This window comes from Alphaproteobacteria bacterium endosymbiont of Tiliacea citrago (genome assembly GCF_964031065.1).
Lineage (GTDB): Bacteria > Pseudomonadota > Alphaproteobacteria > CAJXXZ01 > DAHXLG01.
The window spans coordinates 488,206-506,725 of sequence record NZ_OZ034995.1 but is presented as its reverse complement, the minus strand read 5'-3'; the positions used below and the strand labels follow the sequence as shown (position 1 = coordinate 506,725).

The following is an 18,520-nucleotide window of genomic DNA, read 5'->3' as shown; positions in this document are numbered from 1 at the left end:
AAATCCAATAATAGTTAAGATTATAAAAAACATGATATGGTTTTTGGTTAATTTAAAGTTTTTATTTGTTTTCATACCAATTACAATATCTTCTGAATCCTTCACACATAATTTTTTCATAATCTTTTAAATCATTAAATCTTTTTAGAGATTCCTCATATAACATTTTTAAATCAAGATAAAGTTTTTCATCTTTGAATTTTTTTGTAAAATTAGTTATTTCATAAAGATCTTTTCGCGTTCCCAAACAATCATACTCTGTTGAAATATAAGCTCTGTTTACCTCATAGGTAGTTTTAGAATCATCTTTTAAAAAGGTTACAAAATTATTAATTTCATTATCTAGTTTTTCTCCATAATATGTTTTGTTCGAATATCCAACAAAAAATAATATGTAAGATTTATTAGGCTTGTTTTCTTGTGTTATAGAATTACTACAAAATATAAAGCCTAAGCCTCCGCCTAAGTAGAAATTATTATAATTAAAATAGCTTTTAAACTCCATTTTCATGAACACTTCTTCTTTGTCAAACGAGCTTCCAAGACCTATGTTAAAGCTGGAATTAATTATTTTTGTATGCAAAGAACAAGAAAGCCCAAGCTCGAAATGGTTAATAAATCCACCAATAAAAATACCTAATGAAAAATTATTACTTAAACAGTAACCTTCTGCAAATATTTTTAAATAAGTTTGGTTAAAATGATTTAAAACTTTATTAAAAATACAATATCCAGCTTCTAATTTTAAACAATATTCTTGATCTCCTATGTTTTCTGAGAAAAAATCAGCCGTTAATCTTGAAGGACTGTTTAAAAAATAGTTTCTATCTTGGGTTTCTGAAGTTATATTATATTTTAGTAATAACATAATATAAAGATTTTTTTTGAAATTTATCATGGTTATAATATAGAAAATATTAAATTTATAATATAGTGGTTATTGCGTTTTTTAATCTTTTTAATACTAAATCAGGTCCTAAATTTTGCAAAATTTCAAAAAGACAGGGAGAAACTTTTGATTTAGTAATTGCTAATCGCAAAGCTGGAGCTATATTTTTTAACTTTAAATTTGTTTTTTCCAAAAAATTTTTTAGCCAAATTTCAGCGTTATTTGTATTCCAAGGATTTGTTAATGTCTCATCAATAAATTTTTCAATATTTTTTATATCAGTTGTTTCCATTATTTTTTCATAATAATTATCTTCATACCCATAAATATCTGACATTAATAATAATTCAGATAATGTTCTAGATCTAGATTTTAACCCATCCATTCCAAGCTCAACTCTTTTCCAACCTTCTTTAGAATATCGATTTTTATTATCAAAAGTTTGAAGTTTTTCAACAAGATCAAGATTAGATAAATTACGAATATAAATTGAGTTTATGTTTAACATTTTATCTAAAGAAAATCTGGCAGAAGAAGATCTAACATTTTTAATATCAAAAATTTTACAGCAATCTTGCATAGATATAATTTCATTTTCACCATAGCTCCAACCAAGCCTTAATAAATAATTGAGAATAGCTTCTTTTAAAAAACCTTCTTTTTGATATTCTTCAACGCTTTTTGCGCCATTTCTTTTTGATAACTTTGTGCCATCTTCTGCATGAATTAAAGAAACATGAGCAAAATCTGGAGGAGTAAATTCGCAAGCTTTATAAATTTGTAATTGTCTATAAGCATTGTTTAAATGCTCAGTACCTCTAATTACCGTTGTTATATTCATATCATAATCATCAATAACAACAGCAAACATATAGGTGGGAACTCCATTAGATCTTAACAAGATCATATCATCCATATGTTCATTTTTCACAGAGCAGTCTCCTTGAATTAAATCTTTAAAATGAAGCGCTCCAGTTAATTCTGTTTTTAACCTAATAGTAAAAGGGCCGTCTCTATCTTCTGTTAAATTTCTACATTTTCTACTATAAGTTGGTGTTTGATTATGTGCGCGGGCAAAATCTCTTTCATCCGATAACTCTTTTTCAGTGCAATAACATTTATAAGCTCGGCCATCTTTTAATAATTTATAAGCGACCTCTTGATGTCTTTTTTCCCTCTGGCTTTGATAAACAACTTCATCATCATAATCAAGGCCTAAATTGTTTAAAGTAATAAAAATATTTTCAACAAACTCTGGTTTAGATCTTTCTTTATCTGTATCTTCAATTCTTAAAAGAAATTTTCCATTATTAGCCTTTGCATAAAGCCAATTAAACAAAATAGTTCTAACGCTTCCAATATGTAAAGTTCCAGTAGGAGATGGTGCAAAACGAGTTATAATCATTATGATATTTTATTATAAAAACAGATTTTCATAAAGAATAAAATAGACCATGGACTTAGAAGTAAAGTAGGGGGTTAAAGAAATTAAAGTTATAAAAATAGATTTCAATAAAAAGTAAAAATGTATGAGACACAGAAAATGAATTATCAATATTGTTGTTTTTATTATAAAAGATCATTCCGCACTTTACAAGTAAAGTTTGAATAATATATAATAAAAAGTCTTTTTCACATAAAACTTACATAGGATAAAATTTATTTAGGAGCTTTAGTTCCAAGTATTAATTGAGAATTATCTACGCTATGAACGTAAGCGGTTACTTCTTGGTCTGTTTGTAAGGTTCCTTCAACATAATAAGAACTGTTAGGAATAATTCCATCCAACTTATCTTGTACATGAACAATATAACCTAATTCAGAAAGACCAGTGATTTTACCAATTACAGTAGAACCAATTTTAAACTGATCAAAAGAATTTTCTTGCAATCTTTTAATACTTAATACAAGTCTATTGTTTCTACTATTAATATCAATAACTCTTGTGGTAATTTCTTTTCCTTCAGCAAACTCATTAAAATTTTGATACTTTCTGTTCCAAGCAACCTCATTCAAGTGTAAAGAACCAGAAACTTCTTCGTTAAATTTAACAAATAATATTTTTTCTTCGATTTTGTTAATTGTTCCAGTAACTATTTGATCTTTAGCAAAACCTAATTCTTCTATTCTTTTCAGCCAAGGATTTTTTCCATCAACTTCTCTTAAACTAAGATCAACGCGACTTCCATCAGAAATAATTTTGACTTGAAGAGTTTCTCCAACAGTTAAAACATCAGAAATATTGTCAATTTTAGACCAACTAATTTCCCTAATATGAAGTTTTCCATTAATTCCAGAGCCAAGTTCAATCAAAGCATAAGATTCAGATATAGATTTAACAATACCTTGTACTATTTGACCAGTTGAAAAAGTGGAAAGAATTTCCATGTCGTTTGAATTTTTAGCAGAAACAACAATGTTGCTTTTATTTGCATCCATTTTGATAATGGTACAATTCAATTTTCTTTTCAACAAATCTTTTGGGTCTTTTACATCATTAGGAAAATGTGTTTTTGGCAAAAAAGCACTAATATCTAAAATTCTAACAATACATCCACCATGAACCTTTTTCATAACAACGCCTTCAATTGAAGTTCTTTTTTGGCAATATTGCTCTAAAGTTCCCCATTTGGATTGTCTTTGAGCTTTAGAGTAACTGATAACAATATTTCCTTGCAAATCTTCTAAGGATTCTAAAAGAACAGGAATAACTTCGCCTTGTTTAGGAAGAGCTTTTTTGTCATCAATATAAAATTCTTCTTTAGGAATTTTTCCATATGCTTTTAGCCCTAAATCTACAAAGACAGAGTAATTATCTTCCATCATAACAACTCCGGACATAATACTACCTTTTTTGATATTGCCAATTTTTTCTAATAAATCGTTAAAAATTTGTCTGTTTTCTGGAGTTACATTTTGTGTGCTCATTATGTTTATTTCCTTTACTATAAATGATATTTTATAAGCAAAAAAAAGACAATACTCATGAATTTGAAAGCTTGAAAAATTATATTTTGATAAAACAAATGCACTTTTCTAAAAAATAGCTTTTTCTTAAACTAAAAATAATGTTTAAATGTTTTAACTGTGCAACAACGCATATAAAATGGATGGGAAAATGCTCAAATTGCAATGAATGGAATTCTTTAGAAGAAATAGATTTGTCAAATGAGAAAAAAAACAAAAAAGCAGAAAATTATTTTCCAATTTTTTTTGAATCATTAAATTCAGACGAAATTTCTGTGGTACAAAGATTAAAAAGCAAAATCACAGAATTTGATAGAACAATAGGTGGAGGCTTAGTAGAAGGAGGAGTAATATTAATTTCAGGCGATCCAGGGATAGGAAAATCAACCTTACTGCTTCAAATTTCAGATTCAAACTTTAATGGTAAAAATGTTATATATGTATCAGGCGAAGAGTCCACATCTCAAATAAAATTAAGAGCAAAAAGATTAAACATAGAAGGAAAAACATTAAAACTTACATCATTAAATAAATTAGAAGAAATATTAAGTGGAATAGAAGCAGAAAAATCAGCAACAGCATTAATAATAATAGATTCAATTCAAACAATTTATAGTGAAGCAATAGATGGTAATTCAGGTTCGGTAAGTCAAATAAAATATTGTGCACAAAAATTAATAGAATTTGCAAAAAAAGAGCATATAGCAATAATAATAGTAGGTCACGTAACAAAAGAAGGCGCAATAGCAGGGCCAAAAATTTTAGAACACAATGTGGATACAGTATTATATTTTGAAGGAGAAAGAAATTATTCGTTTCGAGTGTTAAGATCAATGAAAAACAGATTTGGACCAACAGATGAGTTAGGTATTTTTGAAATTAAAGAAAATGGATTAAAAGAAGTGTTAAATCCCTCATTAATGTTTTTAAATCAACAAAAAAAAGATGCAACAGGATCTGTTATTTTTCCAAATTTTGAGGGTAGTAGACCACTAATGTTAGAAATTCAATCATTAGTGTCAAATTCATACCTTCAAATGCCAAGAAGAGCAGTAATAGGTTGGGATCAAAACAGACTTCCAATGATATGCGCAGTTTTAGAAAAACATTGTAAAGTTTCATTAGGAAATAAAGACGTATATTTAACAGTAATGAGTGGATTAAAAATAACAGAACCAGCAGCAGATTTAGCAGTATTATGTGCAATTTTATCGTCTCATTTAAACGTAGCAATTCCATGTGGATTAGTAGCATTTGGAGAAATAGGGCTATCAGGAGAAATAAGAAGTGTGCAACATTCAATAAAAAGAATAGAAGAATCAATAAAACTAAAATGCAAAGGAGTGTTAACAGCGAATATATCGGAAAGATACGAAGATGTAATAAAGTTTTCAAATGTAAAAGAAGTTTTGTCCTGGTTTAAATCTTTGTAATAATTATATAAAAAGTTCCGTACTTTCATTTTGTTTTTTTTCTGCCTCAAGCATATTAATATAATTATAAACAAAAACCATCGCACAACCAAACACAACTAAACCAGTAGCAGTTAATAAAAATTTATTTGATGTATTAGAAGAAGGTGAGTGTGAAGGATTCTCGGTTATAGTTTTTTGCTCAACTGAGATGCCTTGAGCTCCTTTTTTATTGCTAGAAACATAACTTTGAAGATCTAAACTGCTTTTTTTTAACCTGTCTTCTAATATTTTGATTTTTTCAGCTAATTCACTCTCTTTGTTCGTGTTTTGTTGGGTAAGATTAGAAATAGTGTATTCTAATTTATTTTTAATCTGTTGTAAGTTAGTTAGGGCTTTTTCTAGATCATCTTTCTCTTTTTTAGACTTGTCTAAAGCAGCTTTACTATTTGCAGCTTCTTGTCGAGCCTCTTCTAAGGTAGTTTCAAGCTTTTGTTGAGCATCTAAATTGGCCTTTTCTAATCTTTCAATAGTTTGTTGTAATTCAGTTTGACTATTTTCAGCATCTTGATGGCTTGCAATCTCTTTTTGAGCCTCTTTGTGAGACTGTTCTAATGCAGCTGTATATTTTTCGTGAATTTCTATAAAAGCTTGAAGCTCTTCTCGAATCATTTTTCTTTGATGGTCCTCTTCTTGAATTGTTGTAATAATTTCAATGTCAGGTCTGAATTGATCAAACACTTGATTAAAAACAGGACAACGCGCTGTAGGAGGCTCAGACCCATATATGGGGTCTCTTGGTGAACCTATATCAACTGGTTCTCTTGGTGAACCTGGTTGATCAGGAGCTGTACTATTTAAAACAGATCTTGAATCAGATACTGTCTCAGATTGTACTCTTAAATGTTGAAATGATACTTGTGGTGATGATGATGTTTGTGCTTGTGGTGATGGTGATGTTTGTGCTTGTGGTGATGGTGATGGTGTTTGGACAACCTGCAAGTTCAATGCGCTGATTGACGTCTCTCTATACGGCGATGGTGATGCTTCCATACAAAATGATATTGAGGCGGCAGTATCTGTTCTTGCTGCTCTTTGAGAAGGTTGTTGTATATTTTCTATTGAGGCAGTAGTATCTGTTCTTTCTAATATTTGAGCACGTTGTTCTTCTTGTTTCTTTTGTGCTTCTGTTAAAAATTCAATTAAAATTTGTTTTGTATTTTTATTTTTATAAAGAACTATATAAACACTGTTTTTGTTTGACGATATGGCTTCAGGTATTTCTTTGTCAAGGTTTTTTTCACGAAAGATTTTTTTTGCCTCTAACATAGCTCTTTCCAGTACTTTTCGCTGTTCAGGCTTCAAATTTATCTGATTAACTTTTCCAAACTTACACTGATTAAGCATGCTAATTGCGTTAGCAATTTTATCTGAGCTACTGTTTGCCTCATTTTGACTTACGTTAGATGCTTTTCTTTGTGCCTGAGTAGAATTTAATGTGTTGCGTCTCGAAGCTGCATTTATTTGAGGACTAAAAATTGATGAATTGTGCATCAGCAATGTAGCCAATAGTATTTTTTTTATCTTCATACGATAATTTTATATAAAAAAAAATAATTTGACAAGCAATAAAAAAACAGCAATCAAACTATTTAATAAATTTGAATAGAATATAATAATAAAAAAATGAAAATTATATTAAAAAACTTTTTAACTTTGCAAAACATATCAAATTTAGCAAAAGAAATTAGAGTTTTTTTCAAGATAGGATCAATAATTTTAATAAACGGTCCAATGGGAGTGGGCAAAACAACGCTATTAAGAGAAGTTTTAAAAGAATATAAAGTAAGTAGCCCATCATTTTTGCACGCATTAACTTATGGGGAGTTTTTACACATAGACGCATACACACTAACAAAAGAACAATTTTTATTATTAAATATAGAAGAAGAGCTAGAATCAAAATGCATAATAATAGAATGGGGTAACTTGGTAGAAAATATTGTCAAAAATTTTTTGGCAACAAAAATTAAACTAAATATAGATTATCATAATGAAAAAAGAGAGATAGTATTAATGATAGATGAGGGAAGATGAGACATTATTATTGTTATAACGAAAATATAAAAAAATATTTTTATAAATCAATAGTTTCGCATGTAATAATTTGTTTACTGTTGTTAGCGAATGATTTAATTAATTTCACAGATGGCCCATTAGAAATTACAAATTCGAATGTATGTGTGCCAATTAAATTAGGAGAAGTAAGAAATACAAAAATGAAAGAGCAAGATCTTCAAATACAAAATCAAAAAAAAGAAGAAGAATTAAAAAATGAAATAGAAAAACAAGTTAAAGAAACAAAACCCCAAGAGGAGGCGGAGCCAATAATAAAAACTCCAAATAAACCAAATCAACTAGAGTTAAGAAATAAGAAGCCCTCTCAAACAAAAAACAAACCAAAACCATCAAGTGATTTAAAACAACAGCCTTCAAATATAAATTCCAAAACCAACTCTCAAATAAAAACACCTAGCTCAGGCAAAGAGGAAGCATCTAATTCTAAAACTCAAAAAAACGCAATAATTATGAGCGATATATCAGAAACAGATGAAACAAGCAAAAGAGGAAGTATTCATGAAATAAGATTCAAAAACGATGTGATTGAATATATAAAAGCGCATTGGAATCCTCCGGATTTTTTGTTAGATAAAGATTTAAAAATTACAGTGCTAATAAAATTCAATAAAAAAGGGATATTAGTTCATTACGAAATACAAAATTATCCACAAACATTAGAATACAAAGCGTTGGTAGATAGTATAAAAAAATTAATGTACACAATGACAATCAAACCATTGCCAATAGCAGGAAAAAAAATAGGATCAGATTCAATAATCTTCACATTTAACCCAATGTATAATTAAATCTTATTTTCAGCTAAATCAACTTTAGTTGAATTTTTATCTTTCTTTTTTTTAGAAGATTCACCAGTATCAATATACAAAGTATAATAAATATTTCCAATGACAAAGGTTAAAGCAGCACAAGTGATAGCAACAACGTAAGGAGCCGCTTTTGAGCCAAAACTTGTTTTCTTCAGCTGATCAATTTCTCTGTTTTTTTCTTTTATGATTCTATCAAAACCTATATTTTGCTCTCTAAGTAATCTTGTGCAATCTGCATCTTTATATTGGATATTTGCTTCAGCAACATTATATTTGGACATCCATTCAGCAACTTCTTTTGATAAATTTTCAATCATTTCGTTCTTATTTTGAATCTCTTCCTCTTTATCTTCAAGTTCTTGAGTTAATTGTTCTTTTCTTTTTTGAAAAAGACGCTCATTATCATCAGGATTTGAAAAAATCTGATTAAACAAACAAAGCAACAAAATTTTATATGTATATTTCATTTCCATCTTTATCCTCAACTATAATGCATTTTTCTTTCTTTGCTTCTTCCTCAGTTTTTCCATCAAAAATATATTGATATATCCAAAATTTATTCCATGCTTTTATCTCTTCTTCATTTGCAATTCTAACTGGTTGATCAAATTTATCGTCAATTACACAAGGAACACCACCTGCGTTTACTCTAAGTAGTTCTGGTGCACGAGGTTCCTTAATATTTTTCCAATCAAGCTGAGGACTTTTCCTTTTTTGTGGTTCTTCTTTAGGAGGAGACCAATTCGATACAGAAACGAACAGCCCAGCCAATAAGATTTCTTTTATTTTCATATTTTCATTATAGTTCATTTTTTTTGACCAATCAACATCTTCGGGATTGCAATAAAATTAATTGTTTTTGATCACTTTTCAAGTGTTTTTAAGCGTTTTTTTAGCATTTTTAAACCTTTTTTAACGCTTTTTTTTTAGTATTTTTAACTTGATTTTTTTTATAACTTGAAAAAAGCAACTATATTTTTCTTTTAAAATAAAATACTTTTATGATAGAAGAGCAATGGATATTTTAACAATAACAGACGAAGCAAAGCAGTATATTCTTGATTTATGCGAAGAAAAAGGAGCAATAGGCATTTCAGTAGATGCAATAAAGGGAGGGTGTTCAGGTCTGCAATTTAAATTTAATTTGGAGAATGAACATATAGAAGAAGAGCGCCTTGAAATAGCGGAAAACAGGTACTTTTACATCAAAAAAACAGCTCTTTTATTTGTGATGGGTTCAAGATTAGACCATAAAAAAACAGCAATAAGTTCAATGTTAGTGTTTTTAAACACAAAAACATCAAAGCAATGTGGGTGCGGAAAATCCTTCGTTTAAAGCATAATCTTTTCATTTCATAGATAAAAAAGTACCTTATAAATAATGATAGATGCCTTTCTTATATTTAATATTCCATATGAATTTGAAACGGAAAACTTAGATGACTTGTATTATAAAAAAATCAAAGAAAATGTGGATTTAGAGGCTGTTAATTTAGCTTATCAGTTTTTAAAAGACCCTATAAAAAAATTGTTTTTTTTGTGCGAAAAGCACGGAGAAACTGCGATTGATAAGCAAATAATAAAAGACGTTTTTAATTCAAAAAACACATTAAAACAAGAGTTAGACGAAGCAATAAATGCAGCAAAAAAACATGATTGGAAACTATGTTGGTACAACTTACAAAAATATCAATATTTAAAAAAACGAACCCAATAAGTGCGCCTGGCAAGATTCGAACTCGCAACCCCCAGATCCGAAGTCTGGTGCTCTATCCAATTGAGCTACAGACGCATTTAATAATCATAATTTAATTAATAAAAAATCACAACATTCAGCAAATAAGCGCTTTAAAAAGCCTACATCTTTGAAAAAGGAGTTCAAAAAAAACTTAACACATGATACTATGTAGAATATTTATGAATATAAAGAAACTATTTTTTTTTGCTACTCTAAGTGAATTAAGGGCTCCTCGTTTTCTTGTACATTCAGCTGTTTTTAACCCTCAGTTAGTTATTCCCAAGCTTGTAAGTTTTCAAAAAGATCAAAAAATAAATAAATCAATAAACAATGCTAATTTCGATTTTTATTTAGTTTCTGGGCTTTGCTATTTAATGGGATTTTATTTTTTTGAAAAATATTTATCAACTATTAAAGAGGATATAGCCACTATATTTCTAGATCCTTATAATTTTAAAGCGTTGCTATCATATGAAAACTTTAAATTTTTATATATAAATCAAGTAGAATTACTTAATAAACCAAATTTAAGAGTAACTCAAAAAACAGATGTCTACACAACACAAGAAGTGGTTTCAGATTCTGTAACTTTCACTGTCAGGCTAGAAGGTTCGGAAGAATTGTTTACAATTCTAGGCGACAACATGACTTTCACTGTTGAGACATATGATGATGGAATGTCTCCAGGGGTGCTTTATATACAAAGCGTAAATGTTGATTCTAAAAGCATGTCTGCAGCTAATGTTTGTGTTGATAGTGATGATTTTACTATAGGGCAAATTATTTCAATGAAAAAAGTTCTAATTTATTCATATTTGATACGAATAATGTGATTGATAAAGAAAAATATCCCAAAGACTTTAATAAAATTAAGAAATATAATTTTAACGAAGCTTTAGAAATAACAATTTCGCAAACGTTTGAAGGCTGCTCAAAGGTAAAAAATACGATTCTAAAGTTTTGGTTTGATATATGTCCAGGTGAGACTCAAATACATCTCTTAGGATCTGTACACAGATATCCAGCAAAAATTTCTACCTACGCAAACCTAGAAACTTTATTTATAAGCAAAATCGCCGAAAGATTGACTGTTGAAAAAAAAGAGGTCGAAGAATTTTTACCTACTCTTCTTAAAGAGGAAAATTTATCTGAATTAATAATTCAAGAGAATTTGCCTGATTTTAGTAAACCTGTAAAAATAAATAAAGAAAATTTAATAGAAACTTTAGAAAAAGCAAAATGCATTTTACCATTAGAAAAACTACAAAATTTGTACGACAAACATAATACAGAGAAGCAACTATATCTTAAACACAATCAGCGATAAGCAAGCTGGACACTAATAAATTTCAATAAAAAAACAATAGTTGAAAGAATTTTAGAAAAAAAGTAAATGTATGGAGCTGTTCGAAATGATAAATTCCATGAAATAAGCCCACCCCCTTAAAAAGAGTGACACAAAAATTAACAGTAAAAAGAATATGTTTTCATTGTTTTGTATCTTTTTTTTATATTTTTTAATACAATCTTAAGCATGGAAAAAAAAATCAATTTTTCTATTATAGCACATATAGATCACGGAAAATCCACACTAGCAGATAGACTTCTAGAGACTTGCCATGCAGTTGAAAAAAGAAAAATGCAAAATCAATTATTAGATAATCTAGAGGTGGAAAGAGAACGAGGAATAACGGTAAAATCACAAACAGTAAGATTAAATTATTTATACAACAATGAAAAATATGCTCTTAACTTAATAGATACTCCAGGACATGTAGATTTTAGTTTTGAAGTTAGAAGGGCTTTGGCCGCTTCAGATGGAGCGATAGTGTTAGTTGATGCATCACAAGGAGTTGAAGCGCAAACCATAGCAAATGTGTATAGAGCGATGGAAGAAGGCGTAACATTAGTACCAGTAATCAATAAAATAGACCTTCCAGGAGCACAAGTAGAAGCTGTTTCTCAGCAATTGGTTGATGTTTTGGGTATAGACGATGAGCCAATTTTAATATCAGCAAAAACAGGTATAGGAATAGAGGAATTATTAAGTGAATTAGTAAAAAGAATTCCACCGATTATATCTGAAGAAACCGATTTCAAGGCGTTATTAATAGATTCTTGGTTTGATATATATTTAGGGGTGGTTTTATTAGTTAAAGTTCAATCTGGCACAATCAAATTAAACGAATCTTTTAAATTTCATTCAAAAGAAAGTATCTTTAAAATAGAAAAGCTAGGTTATTTAAGGCCACAAATTGAGTATATACAAGAATTAACAGCAGGAGATGTTGGAATAATAATTGGAAATATTAGAAACGTAAAAGATTGCTCAGTAGGGGATACATTAACCCATATAAATTATTTGGGGCCACCTCTAAAAAGCTTTCCACCACAAAAAGCAGTTGTTTTTTGCGGAATGTTTCCAACTGATGCATCAGATTATCAAGAATTAAAAGACGCAATCGAAAAATTAGCTTTGAACGATGCAAGTTTAGTGATTGAACCAACACATTCTCCAGCTTTGGGTGTGGGTTTTAGATGCGGATTTTTAGGTCTTTTACATTTAGAGGTTATTCAACAAAGATTAGAACAAGAGTTCGATATGAACGTAGTTATAACGGCTCCAACAGTTGAATATATAGTTATTCAAACAAATGATGAGACTTTAAAAGTTCATGATGCTAGTTTTATGCCAGAAACACCTAAAATAAAACAAGTTTTAGAGCCCTGGGTTAAAGTTACAATTTTTTCGCCAGAAGATTATTTAGGTGAAATTATAAAATTATGTTTAGAAAAAAGAGCAAGAAATCAACAAATAGTATATTTAAACAAAATAGGAACTCAACAAAATATATCTTGTTTATATGAAATACCATTAAGTGAAATTATTTTCGATTTTCATGATAAATTAAAATCATTATCAAAAGGATATGCAAGTTTTGATTATGAAAGCTGTGGAAATAAAGAAACAGAGGTTGTCGTCGTAAATATTTTAGTAAACGCAACTAAAGTTGATAGCTTAGCCACAATTGTACACAAAGATAGTGCAGAAGCTTACGGACGTTATGCTGTGCAAAAATTAAAAGAAGAAATATCAAGAGAGTTGTTTGCAATAGCATTACAAGCAGCAATTGGAGGAAAAATAATAGCAAGAGAGACAGTTTCAGCTCTAAGAAAAGATGTTACAGCAAAATGTTATGGTGGTGATGTAACAAGAAAAAAGAAATTACTTGAAAAACAAAAAGAAGGAAAAAAAAGAATGAAAGAAATGTCAGTTGGAAGGGTAACAATCCCAAATTCAGCGATGCTTAAAATTTTAAAACGAACTTAATTTTTTTTTACCACTTTTGTTTTACACTAATAGTCATGAGCAAATTGTTTTTTATAATTTTAAATTGTTACGCTAAAAATGATAACGATTCAAGTGATTCCCCATCTCAAAAAAGCATTTTAAAAAAGTCAGATTCCATAAAAAAGCAAAAGCACGTTTCTTTTAGTATAGACGATGATCAAAAGGCAGGTTCCACAAAAAAACATGTTTCCTTTAGCATGGCTGATGAAAAAAAAGCAGAAGATTTATCCAATTCTTGTAAAAGGACTCTTTTTAGTGATGATAAAAAAAGTTGCACAGATAATCCACCTAATGATCTTGATATACCAACGATTATTTATTCTAAACACACAGAAGCTTTAATTAATTCTTACAAACAGAGTGTTTTTAAAGTTGCTGATCTAAAAAGTTGCACAGATAATCCGCCTAATGATTTTGATATACCAAACTATCCGCCTATTTATTCTAAATACTAAAAATTTAAAGCTTCAAATTGATTGTTATTTTGTTTTTTTATATAATAAAAGAAGGCGCTTGTAGCTCAATTGGATAGAGCATCAGACTACGGATCTGAGGGTTGTGAGTTCGAATCTTGCCAAGCGCACTTTTTCTTTTTATTCAAAATGTTTTAATATAGTAAAGAAATGAATAGTGCAATTTTTGAAATTTTAGAGTCTTATAATTATCCATTAAAAAGCGCTTTGATTTATAAAAATGAATTTACATTTTTAGTTGCAATTATTTTATCAGCTCAATCAAGAGATGATTTTGTCAACACCCAAACACCCAGTTTATTTGACCAGCACGATTCTCCTGAAAAAATTTTAGAATTAGGAAATGAATTGTTTGAATATATAAAAAAAATTGGATTATGGAGAAACAAAGGAAAAAACATTTTAGAATTGTGCAAACAAATTATTCAATTAAAAAAAACATTGAATATTAAAAGTTGGTATGAATCTTTTTATGAAAAAAACTTTATCGAAGATGATTTAAACTTGTTCGGACCAATTATTTCAAAAGAAGGAATTCCATCATTTAGATCAGGATTATTAACATTAAGCGGAGTTGGAAGAAAAACAGCAAATGTATTTTTAAATGTAGTTTATAATGCAAATGTATTTCCAGTTGATACGCATGTTATAAGATTAACAAACAGATTAGGAATTTCAGATAACAAAAACCCCTTAGAAATTGAAAAAAAATTAATGGATATTGTGCCAGAATATTATAAAAATAAAATTTGCCATTTTCTTGTATATCATGGAAGAACAATTTGTAAAGCGGTAAAACCAAAATGTTCAGAATGCAAGTTAAAAGAGCATTGTTTTTTTTATAAAAATAAAGATATCATATAGTCAGATGTTAAACGAAGATAAAAGTATATATTTCGAATATTTTTCTATAGCCTTTTGTGCGTTTTCTTTTTTTTATCTTTCTCATATTTGTTATCAAAAATTTTATACGAACAAAAAAAAATCAATTGAAGTATCTTTTAAAAATTTTGAAATTTATAATGAAACAATTAAAAAATACAACGGAAAAGTAATTAGTTTTAAGATTGTTGATGGATATGTGGAAGCTTTTGTTGAAAAAAATGAATTTAATTATGAGGAGTTTGATGACAACGAACCTTATCAAATAGAACAATTTGATGACAGATGTTTAATAACATTCAAATCTATTAAAAAAGTCTCGGAAAAAAAAATATTAAAAATAGAGTATAAAAAAGAAGAGCAGTTTGATATAAACAGGATAAAAATAAATTCATTTTTCTTTATTAATGCAAATAATTGGAGTATAAACATTAATAACGAAATGTATTCTAATCAAAAATTAAAAATAAATGAACATTGTTCAATAATTGAAGTATCAGAAAATTTTGTTAATTTAAAATATAATGATCAATTTATAAAAATAGATTTTTAACATTATTTCTAATAAATTTATAAAAGAAGTTAACAAAGGCAAAAAATTAATGTCTTTTTGGTAAAATCCTGGTATAGGAGATAAAAATGAAAAAATATTTATTGATGTCATTTTTAATAAACAGCAAAGCAGAACAATTGCTTTTAACTAATAACCAACCTGAAGCAATTTTTATACAACAAGAGTTAAACAAAACAACAAATATAATAGATCACTTCACACAACCCTTTATACAACCGACAATACAAACATCATCTGTATCTAAAAACAAAAAAGATTCTAGAAAAATTATTTTAAACAAAAATAAAAATTTAATGCAAAAACTAACAAAAACTAATAAAAAAATAAAAAAATCTCATTTAAAAAATCGTATTAAATTAGAAAATAGAAATCTTCTTTTTTTAGAAGAAATAAATCAACTGAACCAAAACATTGAAAACAAATGTTTATTAAAAGCTTTAAAATTAAAAGAAAAACAAAAGAGACTAAATGCTTCGTTACAAAAATTAAATAAATCATATGATGCTTATCTAAAAAAAACTACAAAATTAAAACTTTCCAAAGAAGATCATAACTATGCAATTCAACTTGCAAATAATAATTATGATAAAATAATAAGTCTAATAAATTTGCAATATTCGTTATAGCAAAAAGGATAAAAAATTATTGATTTTATTGTTAATTAGCTTGAATTTTAAGTGTGAAATTGAAGAAAAATATATTACAGCAAAAAATTAAACGATCAAAAAAATCAAAAAAAATTTGGAGCCAACAAGTTTAACGCCTAGAAAAGTTTAATAGCCTCAGCGTGTATTTTTTTTATTTTTCGTTTTTCTTTAAAGAAAAAAAATAAATAGATAAGTGAATCAAAGTTACTGCAAATGCAAAATAAGTTAACAAACAGCAAAAACAACTTTTTAAAAGTAAAAAATAATTTTGATAAAGAACTTAGAAGTTATATTGAAAAAGAGGAGGATTTCAAAAAGAAAGAAAAAGAACGATTTTTATAGTTAGTTGAAAAAATACAAAAAAAACACAGCAATTAAAAGCATGAAAATAGATAAAATTTGCCCGATGTCAAAAAAGAACAAAACAAGAACTCTTTCTTTGAAAAAATCTAAAAAGATCCTAAATAAAGAGTAAAAAAACAAAAATAAATAAAATTTTTTCCCTTTTTTTTCAAAATCATTAAAATAAAAATTTAAAATTAAAAACAATACAAAACCTTCAAAAAAAGACTCATATAAAACAACATAATCCCAATTAAAAAAAATTGAACCTAAAATTTCATCGTTCAAATAATTTGCAATTCTGCCTAAAAACAAGCCAATAGGGGTAATAGAAGCAATTAAATCAGCTATTATTAAACAATTTTTTTTGTAGTAAAAAGAATAAAAAAGAACAGAAAAAACAACCCCTAAAAAACCACCGTGAAATGACATACCACCATTTCGTATATTTAAAAACTCAGTAAAATTATAAAAATCATAAAATAAAAAATACCCCAATCTGCCACCAAAAACAACTCCTAAAACAATTAAAATAAACAAATTATCAAGGTTTTTTTGAGAAAAAGGAAGGTTGTTTTTTTTTACCATGTTTTTAATTAAAAAATCTCCGATTAAAAATGTAAAAATATAAGATAAACTATACCAATATATATCTATACCAAAAAATGAAAAAGCAATAGGGCTAACAGCAAAAATCACAACTTGTTTTTTGGTAAAGTTATATCAACTTGATGCATATATTTACCTAGTTTGTCTTTATAAGTTACCTCACACTGTTCATCTCCTTGAAAAAAAACAAATTGGCAAACTCCCTCATCAACATAAAGTTTAATAGGAAAAGGAGTAGAATTAGAAAACTCTAAAGTAACAAAACCTTCCCATCCAGGCTCTAAAGGAGTTACGTTTAGAATAAGACCACATCTAGCATAAGTAGATTTTCCAATACAAAGAGCCAAAACATCACTTGGAATTTTGAAGTATTCTTTAGTTTTTCCAAGTGCAAAACTATAAGGAGGAACAATAAAAAAATCGTTTGACTCTAAAACATGAAAAAAACCATCTTTTTCTTTAATATTTTTAGGGTCTAAAATTAAGTGCTCGTTAAGCTCTTTATCAAAAAAAAACATTTTATTTGATAATTTAGCATCAAAACCATAAGAGGAAACACCATAAGAGATTCCAGTATTAATTGTCTCCTCAAATGGAGAAATCATTTCTTGCTCTGTAATTAATTTTTTAATCTGCTTATCCGATAAAATCATTGATTTTCCTTAATCTCAGAGTCAATTGATTCATTATTTTTCTTTATAGTGTCTTGATGTGAATTTTTATAAACAGCCAAAATACTTTCGCCACCAATTAAATTTTGATATGAAGAAGCAACCATTTCAACAGAAGAGGCGTTTAATAAAACTTTCACATGATCTCCATATAGCATCCAACCATAATTAATAGCGGGAGTCCAACTTTTTTCATAAAAACTAACAAAACAGTCAGAAAAAAAATTAAGTTTAGATAAAATAGAATTGGAATGATGAGTTATTTCTAAAACATTGTTACTCAAATCAATTTCTTCGGTTTGAATATTAGCTTTATTTTTTATTAGATAAAATGAAACCTTGTCTTTTGTTTGTTCTTTTTCCACCAATTCACCACGAGCCAAAGCAAACAAATTTCTATCGCTAAAAAATGAAAAATTCAAAGTTAATTCAAGATACAAAACATCATCGATACTAATAGATTTAACATTAGCAACATAGCCATCAATAGGAGAAAGAATATAATTATCGGGATTAAGAGGAGCAATTCTCTTTTTTTTATAGTTCAAATAAAATACAAAAAATATACAAAAACAAAAAAAAATAAAAATCATAATTCAACCTCTTCTATCTTTGCTTTTTCTTGAGATAAAAATTGAAAACACTGTTGTTTTAATTCAGATAATTCTTTTATATTTTTAGCAAAATCAGAAGCAGTACATTTTTTAATGTTTTCAGATATGTCTTTTATTTTATTAAAAGCAAAATCAAAATCAAAATCTTCTGGTAAAGGTTTGTCCAAAACAACTTCTTTATTAAAAGAATCTATTTCATCCAATATTAATTTAAGCTCTTGTTTACATTCTTCATGTTCTTTTTTGACATCAGTCCAAACAGCAGAAATTTCCTTAAAGGATAAGCTAGAATTAATTTTTTTGCGATTTTCAACCAGCCTTGTAATTTTTTCTTCCAACATTTCAAAATAATGATAGCAAATTTAAATTATATTGCAAATTAAAAGTTAATCAAATATACTT

Annotated in this window: 23 protein-coding genes and 2 tRNA genes; 14 read left to right on the top strand and 11 right to left on the bottom strand. The window is 27.8% G+C overall.

Features of this window, described 5'->3' with window-relative positions:
• Positions 1-61: 61 nt before the first annotated feature.
• The 3 genes from AAHM83_RS02790 to AAHM83_RS02780 form a co-directional block, all read right to left on the bottom strand.
• Positions 62-898 (bottom strand): hypothetical protein, encoded by an 837-nt coding sequence (locus AAHM83_RS02790; protein ID WP_342261971.1) that lies wholly within the window; start codon positions 896-898, stop codon positions 62-64.
• A gap of 25 nt (positions 899-923) precedes the next feature.
• Positions 924-2,294 (bottom strand): glutamate--tRNA ligase, encoded by a 1,371-nt coding sequence (gene gltX, locus AAHM83_RS02785; protein ID WP_342261970.1) that lies wholly within the window; start codon positions 2,292-2,294, stop codon positions 924-926.
• A gap of 254 nt (positions 2,295-2,548) precedes the next feature.
• Positions 2,549-3,817: a S1 RNA-binding domain-containing protein gene (locus AAHM83_RS02780; protein ID WP_342261969.1), complete on the bottom strand. Its 1,269-nt coding sequence runs from the start codon at positions 3,815-3,817 to the stop codon at positions 2,549-2,551.
• Positions 3,818-3,957: 140 nt separating this feature from the next.
• Here AAHM83_RS02780 and radA point away from each other — a divergent pair, with 140 nt between their 5' ends.
• Positions 3,958-5,289: a DNA repair protein RadA gene (radA, locus tag AAHM83_RS02775; protein WP_342261968.1), complete on the top strand. Its 1,332-nt coding sequence runs from the start codon at positions 3,958-3,960 to the stop codon at positions 5,287-5,289.
• A 3-nt stretch (positions 5,290-5,292) separates the two neighbouring features.
• Here the strand turns inward: radA and AAHM83_RS02770 are convergent, their stop codons facing one another.
• Positions 5,293-6,858, bottom strand: a complete 1,566-nt coding sequence (locus AAHM83_RS02770) for a hypothetical protein (protein ID WP_342261967.1) — start codon at positions 6,856-6,858, stop codon at positions 5,293-5,295.
• A gap of 96 nt (positions 6,859-6,954) precedes the next feature.
• On the opposite strand from AAHM83_RS02770, the gene AAHM83_RS02765 reads away from it, so the two are divergent.
• Positions 6,955-7,365 (top strand): tRNA (adenosine(37)-N6)-threonylcarbamoyltransferase complex ATPase subunit type 1 TsaE, encoded by a 411-nt coding sequence (locus AAHM83_RS02765; RefSeq protein ID WP_342261966.1) that lies wholly within the window; start codon positions 6,955-6,957, stop codon positions 7,363-7,365.
• Positions 7,362-8,195, top strand: a complete 834-nt coding sequence (locus tag AAHM83_RS02760; RefSeq protein ID WP_342261965.1) for a hypothetical protein — start codon at positions 7,362-7,364, stop codon at positions 8,193-8,195. Before AAHM83_RS02765 ends, AAHM83_RS02760 begins: the two co-directional genes overlap by 4 nt.
• On the opposite strand, the gene AAHM83_RS02755 is transcribed toward AAHM83_RS02760, so the two are convergent.
• Both AAHM83_RS02755 and AAHM83_RS02750 read right to left on the bottom strand, forming a co-directional pair.
• A complete protein-coding gene (locus AAHM83_RS02755) occupies positions 8,192-8,683 on the bottom strand; it encodes a hypothetical protein (RefSeq protein WP_342261964.1) in 492 nt (163 codons plus the stop codon). The genes AAHM83_RS02760 and AAHM83_RS02755 overlap by 4 nt on opposite strands.
• Positions 8,667-9,008, bottom strand: a complete 342-nt coding sequence (locus tag AAHM83_RS02750) for a hypothetical protein (RefSeq protein WP_342261963.1) — start codon at positions 9,006-9,008, stop codon at positions 8,667-8,669. Before AAHM83_RS02750 ends, AAHM83_RS02755 begins: the two co-directional genes overlap by 17 nt.
• A gap of 223 nt (positions 9,009-9,231) precedes the next feature.
• On the opposite strand from AAHM83_RS02750, the gene AAHM83_RS02745 reads away from it, so the two are divergent.
• Together AAHM83_RS02745 and AAHM83_RS02740 are read left to right on the top strand one after the other, a co-directional pair.
• Positions 9,232-9,552 carry a HesB/IscA family protein gene (locus AAHM83_RS02745; protein WP_342261962.1) on the top strand — a complete coding sequence of 107 codons (321 nt, stop codon included), beginning with the start codon at positions 9,232-9,234 and terminating at the stop codon, positions 9,550-9,552.
• A gap of 45 nt (positions 9,553-9,597) precedes the next feature.
• Positions 9,598-9,933 carry a hypothetical protein gene (locus AAHM83_RS02740; protein ID WP_342261961.1) on the top strand — a complete coding sequence of 112 codons (336 nt, stop codon included), beginning with the start codon at positions 9,598-9,600 and terminating at the stop codon, positions 9,931-9,933.
• Position 9,934: 1 nt separating this feature from the next.
• On the opposite strand, the gene AAHM83_RS02735 is transcribed toward AAHM83_RS02740, so the two are convergent.
• Positions 9,935-10,008 (bottom strand) — tRNA-Arg (locus tag AAHM83_RS02735).
• A gap of 125 nt (positions 10,009-10,133) precedes the next feature.
• Between AAHM83_RS02735 and AAHM83_RS02730 the strand changes: the two genes are divergently transcribed.
• The 9 genes from AAHM83_RS02730 (at position 10,134) to AAHM83_RS02690 (ending at position 16,224) form a co-directional block, all read left to right on the top strand.
• Complete coding sequence (locus tag AAHM83_RS02730) at positions 10,134-10,787, top strand: hypothetical protein (RefSeq protein WP_342261960.1); 654 nt, start codon at positions 10,134-10,136, stop codon at positions 10,785-10,787.
• On the top strand, positions 10,784-11,281 hold the full coding sequence (locus tag AAHM83_RS02725) for a hypothetical protein (protein ID WP_342261959.1): 498 nt from the start codon (positions 10,784-10,786) through the stop codon (positions 11,279-11,281). The genes AAHM83_RS02730 and AAHM83_RS02725 overlap by 4 nt, the downstream gene beginning before the upstream one ends.
• A gap of 207 nt (positions 11,282-11,488) precedes the next feature.
• Positions 11,489-13,285 (top strand): translation elongation factor 4, encoded by a 1,797-nt coding sequence (lepA, locus tag AAHM83_RS02720; protein ID WP_342261958.1) that lies wholly within the window; start codon positions 11,489-11,491, stop codon positions 13,283-13,285.
• Between the two features lie 35 nt (positions 13,286-13,320).
• Positions 13,321-13,761 carry a hypothetical protein gene (locus AAHM83_RS02715; RefSeq protein ID WP_342261957.1) on the top strand — a complete coding sequence of 147 codons (441 nt, stop codon included), beginning with the start codon at positions 13,321-13,323 and terminating at the stop codon, positions 13,759-13,761.
• 54 nt (positions 13,762-13,815) lie between these two features.
• Positions 13,816-13,889, top strand: a tRNA-Arg gene (locus tag AAHM83_RS02710).
• Positions 13,890-13,929: 40 nt separating this feature from the next.
• Positions 13,930-14,643 carry an endonuclease III gene (locus AAHM83_RS02705; RefSeq protein WP_342261956.1) on the top strand — a complete coding sequence of 238 codons (714 nt, stop codon included), beginning with the start codon at positions 13,930-13,932 and terminating at the stop codon, positions 14,641-14,643.
• A 4-nt stretch (positions 14,644-14,647) separates the two neighbouring features.
• Positions 14,648-15,214, top strand: coding sequence for a hypothetical protein (locus AAHM83_RS02700; RefSeq protein WP_342261955.1), 567 nt, complete (start codon positions 14,648-14,650; stop codon positions 15,212-15,214).
• 86 nt (positions 15,215-15,300) lie between these two features.
• Positions 15,301-15,861 (top strand): hypothetical protein, encoded by a 561-nt coding sequence (locus tag AAHM83_RS02695; protein WP_342261954.1) that lies wholly within the window; start codon positions 15,301-15,303, stop codon positions 15,859-15,861.
• 234 nt (positions 15,862-16,095) lie between these two features.
• A complete protein-coding gene (locus AAHM83_RS02690; RefSeq protein WP_342261953.1) occupies positions 16,096-16,224 on the top strand; it encodes a hypothetical protein in 129 nt (42 codons plus the stop codon).
• Here AAHM83_RS02690 and AAHM83_RS02685 read toward each other — a convergent pair whose 3' ends face one another.
• The 4 genes from AAHM83_RS02685 to AAHM83_RS02670 are packed head-to-tail and all read right to left on the bottom strand — an operon-like array spanning position 16,225 to position 18,459.
• Positions 16,225-16,923 carry a prolipoprotein diacylglyceryl transferase gene (locus AAHM83_RS02685; protein WP_342261952.1) on the bottom strand — a complete coding sequence of 233 codons (699 nt, stop codon included), beginning with the start codon at positions 16,921-16,923 and terminating at the stop codon, positions 16,225-16,227.
• Positions 16,920-17,486, bottom strand: a complete 567-nt coding sequence (gene dcd, locus AAHM83_RS02680) for a dCTP deaminase (RefSeq protein ID WP_342261951.1) — start codon at positions 17,484-17,486, stop codon at positions 16,920-16,922. Before dcd ends, AAHM83_RS02685 begins: the two co-directional genes overlap by 4 nt.
• Positions 17,483-18,097 (bottom strand): hypothetical protein, encoded by a 615-nt coding sequence (locus AAHM83_RS02675; protein ID WP_342261950.1) that lies wholly within the window; start codon positions 18,095-18,097, stop codon positions 17,483-17,485. The genes dcd and AAHM83_RS02675 overlap by 4 nt, the downstream gene beginning before the upstream one ends.
• Entirely contained in the window at positions 18,094-18,459 is a 366-nt protein-coding gene (locus tag AAHM83_RS02670; RefSeq protein ID WP_342261949.1) for a hypothetical protein, read from the bottom strand. Before AAHM83_RS02670 ends, AAHM83_RS02675 begins: the two co-directional genes overlap by 4 nt.
• Positions 18,460-18,520: the final 61 nt, after the last annotated feature.

What these genes read in the sequence shown, in the direction of transcription:
- AAHM83_RS02790 (WP_342261971.1), bottom strand. Translation starts at nt 898, where the DNA reads ATGATAAATTTCAAAAAAAATCTTTATATTATGTTATTACTAAAATAT.
- gltX (WP_342261970.1), bottom strand. Translation starts at nt 2,294, where the DNA reads ATGATTATAACTCGTTTTGCACCATCTCCTACTGGAACTTTACATATT.
- AAHM83_RS02780 (WP_342261969.1), bottom strand. Translation starts at nt 3,817, where the DNA reads ATGAGCACACAAAATGTAACTCCAGAAAACAGACAAATTTTTAACGAT.
- radA (WP_342261968.1), top strand. Translation starts at nt 3,958, where the DNA reads ATGTTTAAATGTTTTAACTGTGCAACAACGCATATAAAATGGATGGGA.
- AAHM83_RS02770 (WP_342261967.1), bottom strand. Translation starts at nt 6,858, where the DNA reads ATGAAGATAAAAAAAATACTATTGGCTACATTGCTGATGCACAATTCA.
- AAHM83_RS02765 (WP_342261966.1), top strand. Translation starts at nt 6,955, where the DNA reads ATGAAAATTATATTAAAAAACTTTTTAACTTTGCAAAACATATCAAAT.
- AAHM83_RS02760 (WP_342261965.1), top strand. Translation starts at nt 7,362, where the DNA reads ATGAGACATTATTATTGTTATAACGAAAATATAAAAAAATATTTTTAT.
- AAHM83_RS02755 (WP_342261964.1), bottom strand. Translation starts at nt 8,683, where the DNA reads ATGAAATATACATATAAAATTTTGTTGCTTTGTTTGTTTAATCAGATT.
- AAHM83_RS02750 (WP_342261963.1), bottom strand. Translation starts at nt 9,008, where the DNA reads ATGAAAATAAAAGAAATCTTATTGGCTGGGCTGTTCGTTTCTGTATCG.
- AAHM83_RS02745 (WP_342261962.1), top strand. Translation starts at nt 9,232, where the DNA reads ATGGATATTTTAACAATAACAGACGAAGCAAAGCAGTATATTCTTGAT.
- AAHM83_RS02740 (WP_342261961.1), top strand. Translation starts at nt 9,598, where the DNA reads ATGATAGATGCCTTTCTTATATTTAATATTCCATATGAATTTGAAACG.
- AAHM83_RS02730 (WP_342261960.1), top strand. Translation starts at nt 10,134, where the DNA reads ATGAATATAAAGAAACTATTTTTTTTTGCTACTCTAAGTGAATTAAGG.
- lepA (WP_342261958.1), top strand. Translation starts at nt 11,489, where the DNA reads ATGGAAAAAAAAATCAATTTTTCTATTATAGCACATATAGATCACGGA.
- AAHM83_RS02715 (WP_342261957.1), top strand. Translation starts at nt 13,321, where the DNA reads ATGAGCAAATTGTTTTTTATAATTTTAAATTGTTACGCTAAAAATGAT.
- AAHM83_RS02705 (WP_342261956.1), top strand. Translation starts at nt 13,930, where the DNA reads ATGAATAGTGCAATTTTTGAAATTTTAGAGTCTTATAATTATCCATTA.
- AAHM83_RS02700 (WP_342261955.1), top strand. Translation starts at nt 14,648, where the DNA reads ATGTTAAACGAAGATAAAAGTATATATTTCGAATATTTTTCTATAGCC.
- AAHM83_RS02695 (WP_342261954.1), top strand. Translation starts at nt 15,301, where the DNA reads ATGAAAAAATATTTATTGATGTCATTTTTAATAAACAGCAAAGCAGAA.
- AAHM83_RS02690 (WP_342261953.1), top strand. Translation starts at nt 16,096, where the DNA reads ATGCAAAATAAGTTAACAAACAGCAAAAACAACTTTTTAAAAGTAAAA.
- dcd (WP_342261951.1), bottom strand. Translation starts at nt 17,486, where the DNA reads ATGATTTTATCGGATAAGCAGATTAAAAAATTAATTACAGAGCAAGAA.
- AAHM83_RS02675 (WP_342261950.1), bottom strand. Translation starts at nt 18,097, where the DNA reads ATGATTTTTATTTTTTTTTGTTTTTGTATATTTTTTGTATTTTATTTG.
- AAHM83_RS02670 (WP_342261949.1), bottom strand. Translation starts at nt 18,459, where the DNA reads ATGTTGGAAGAAAAAATTACAAGGCTGGTTGAAAATCGCAAAAAAATT.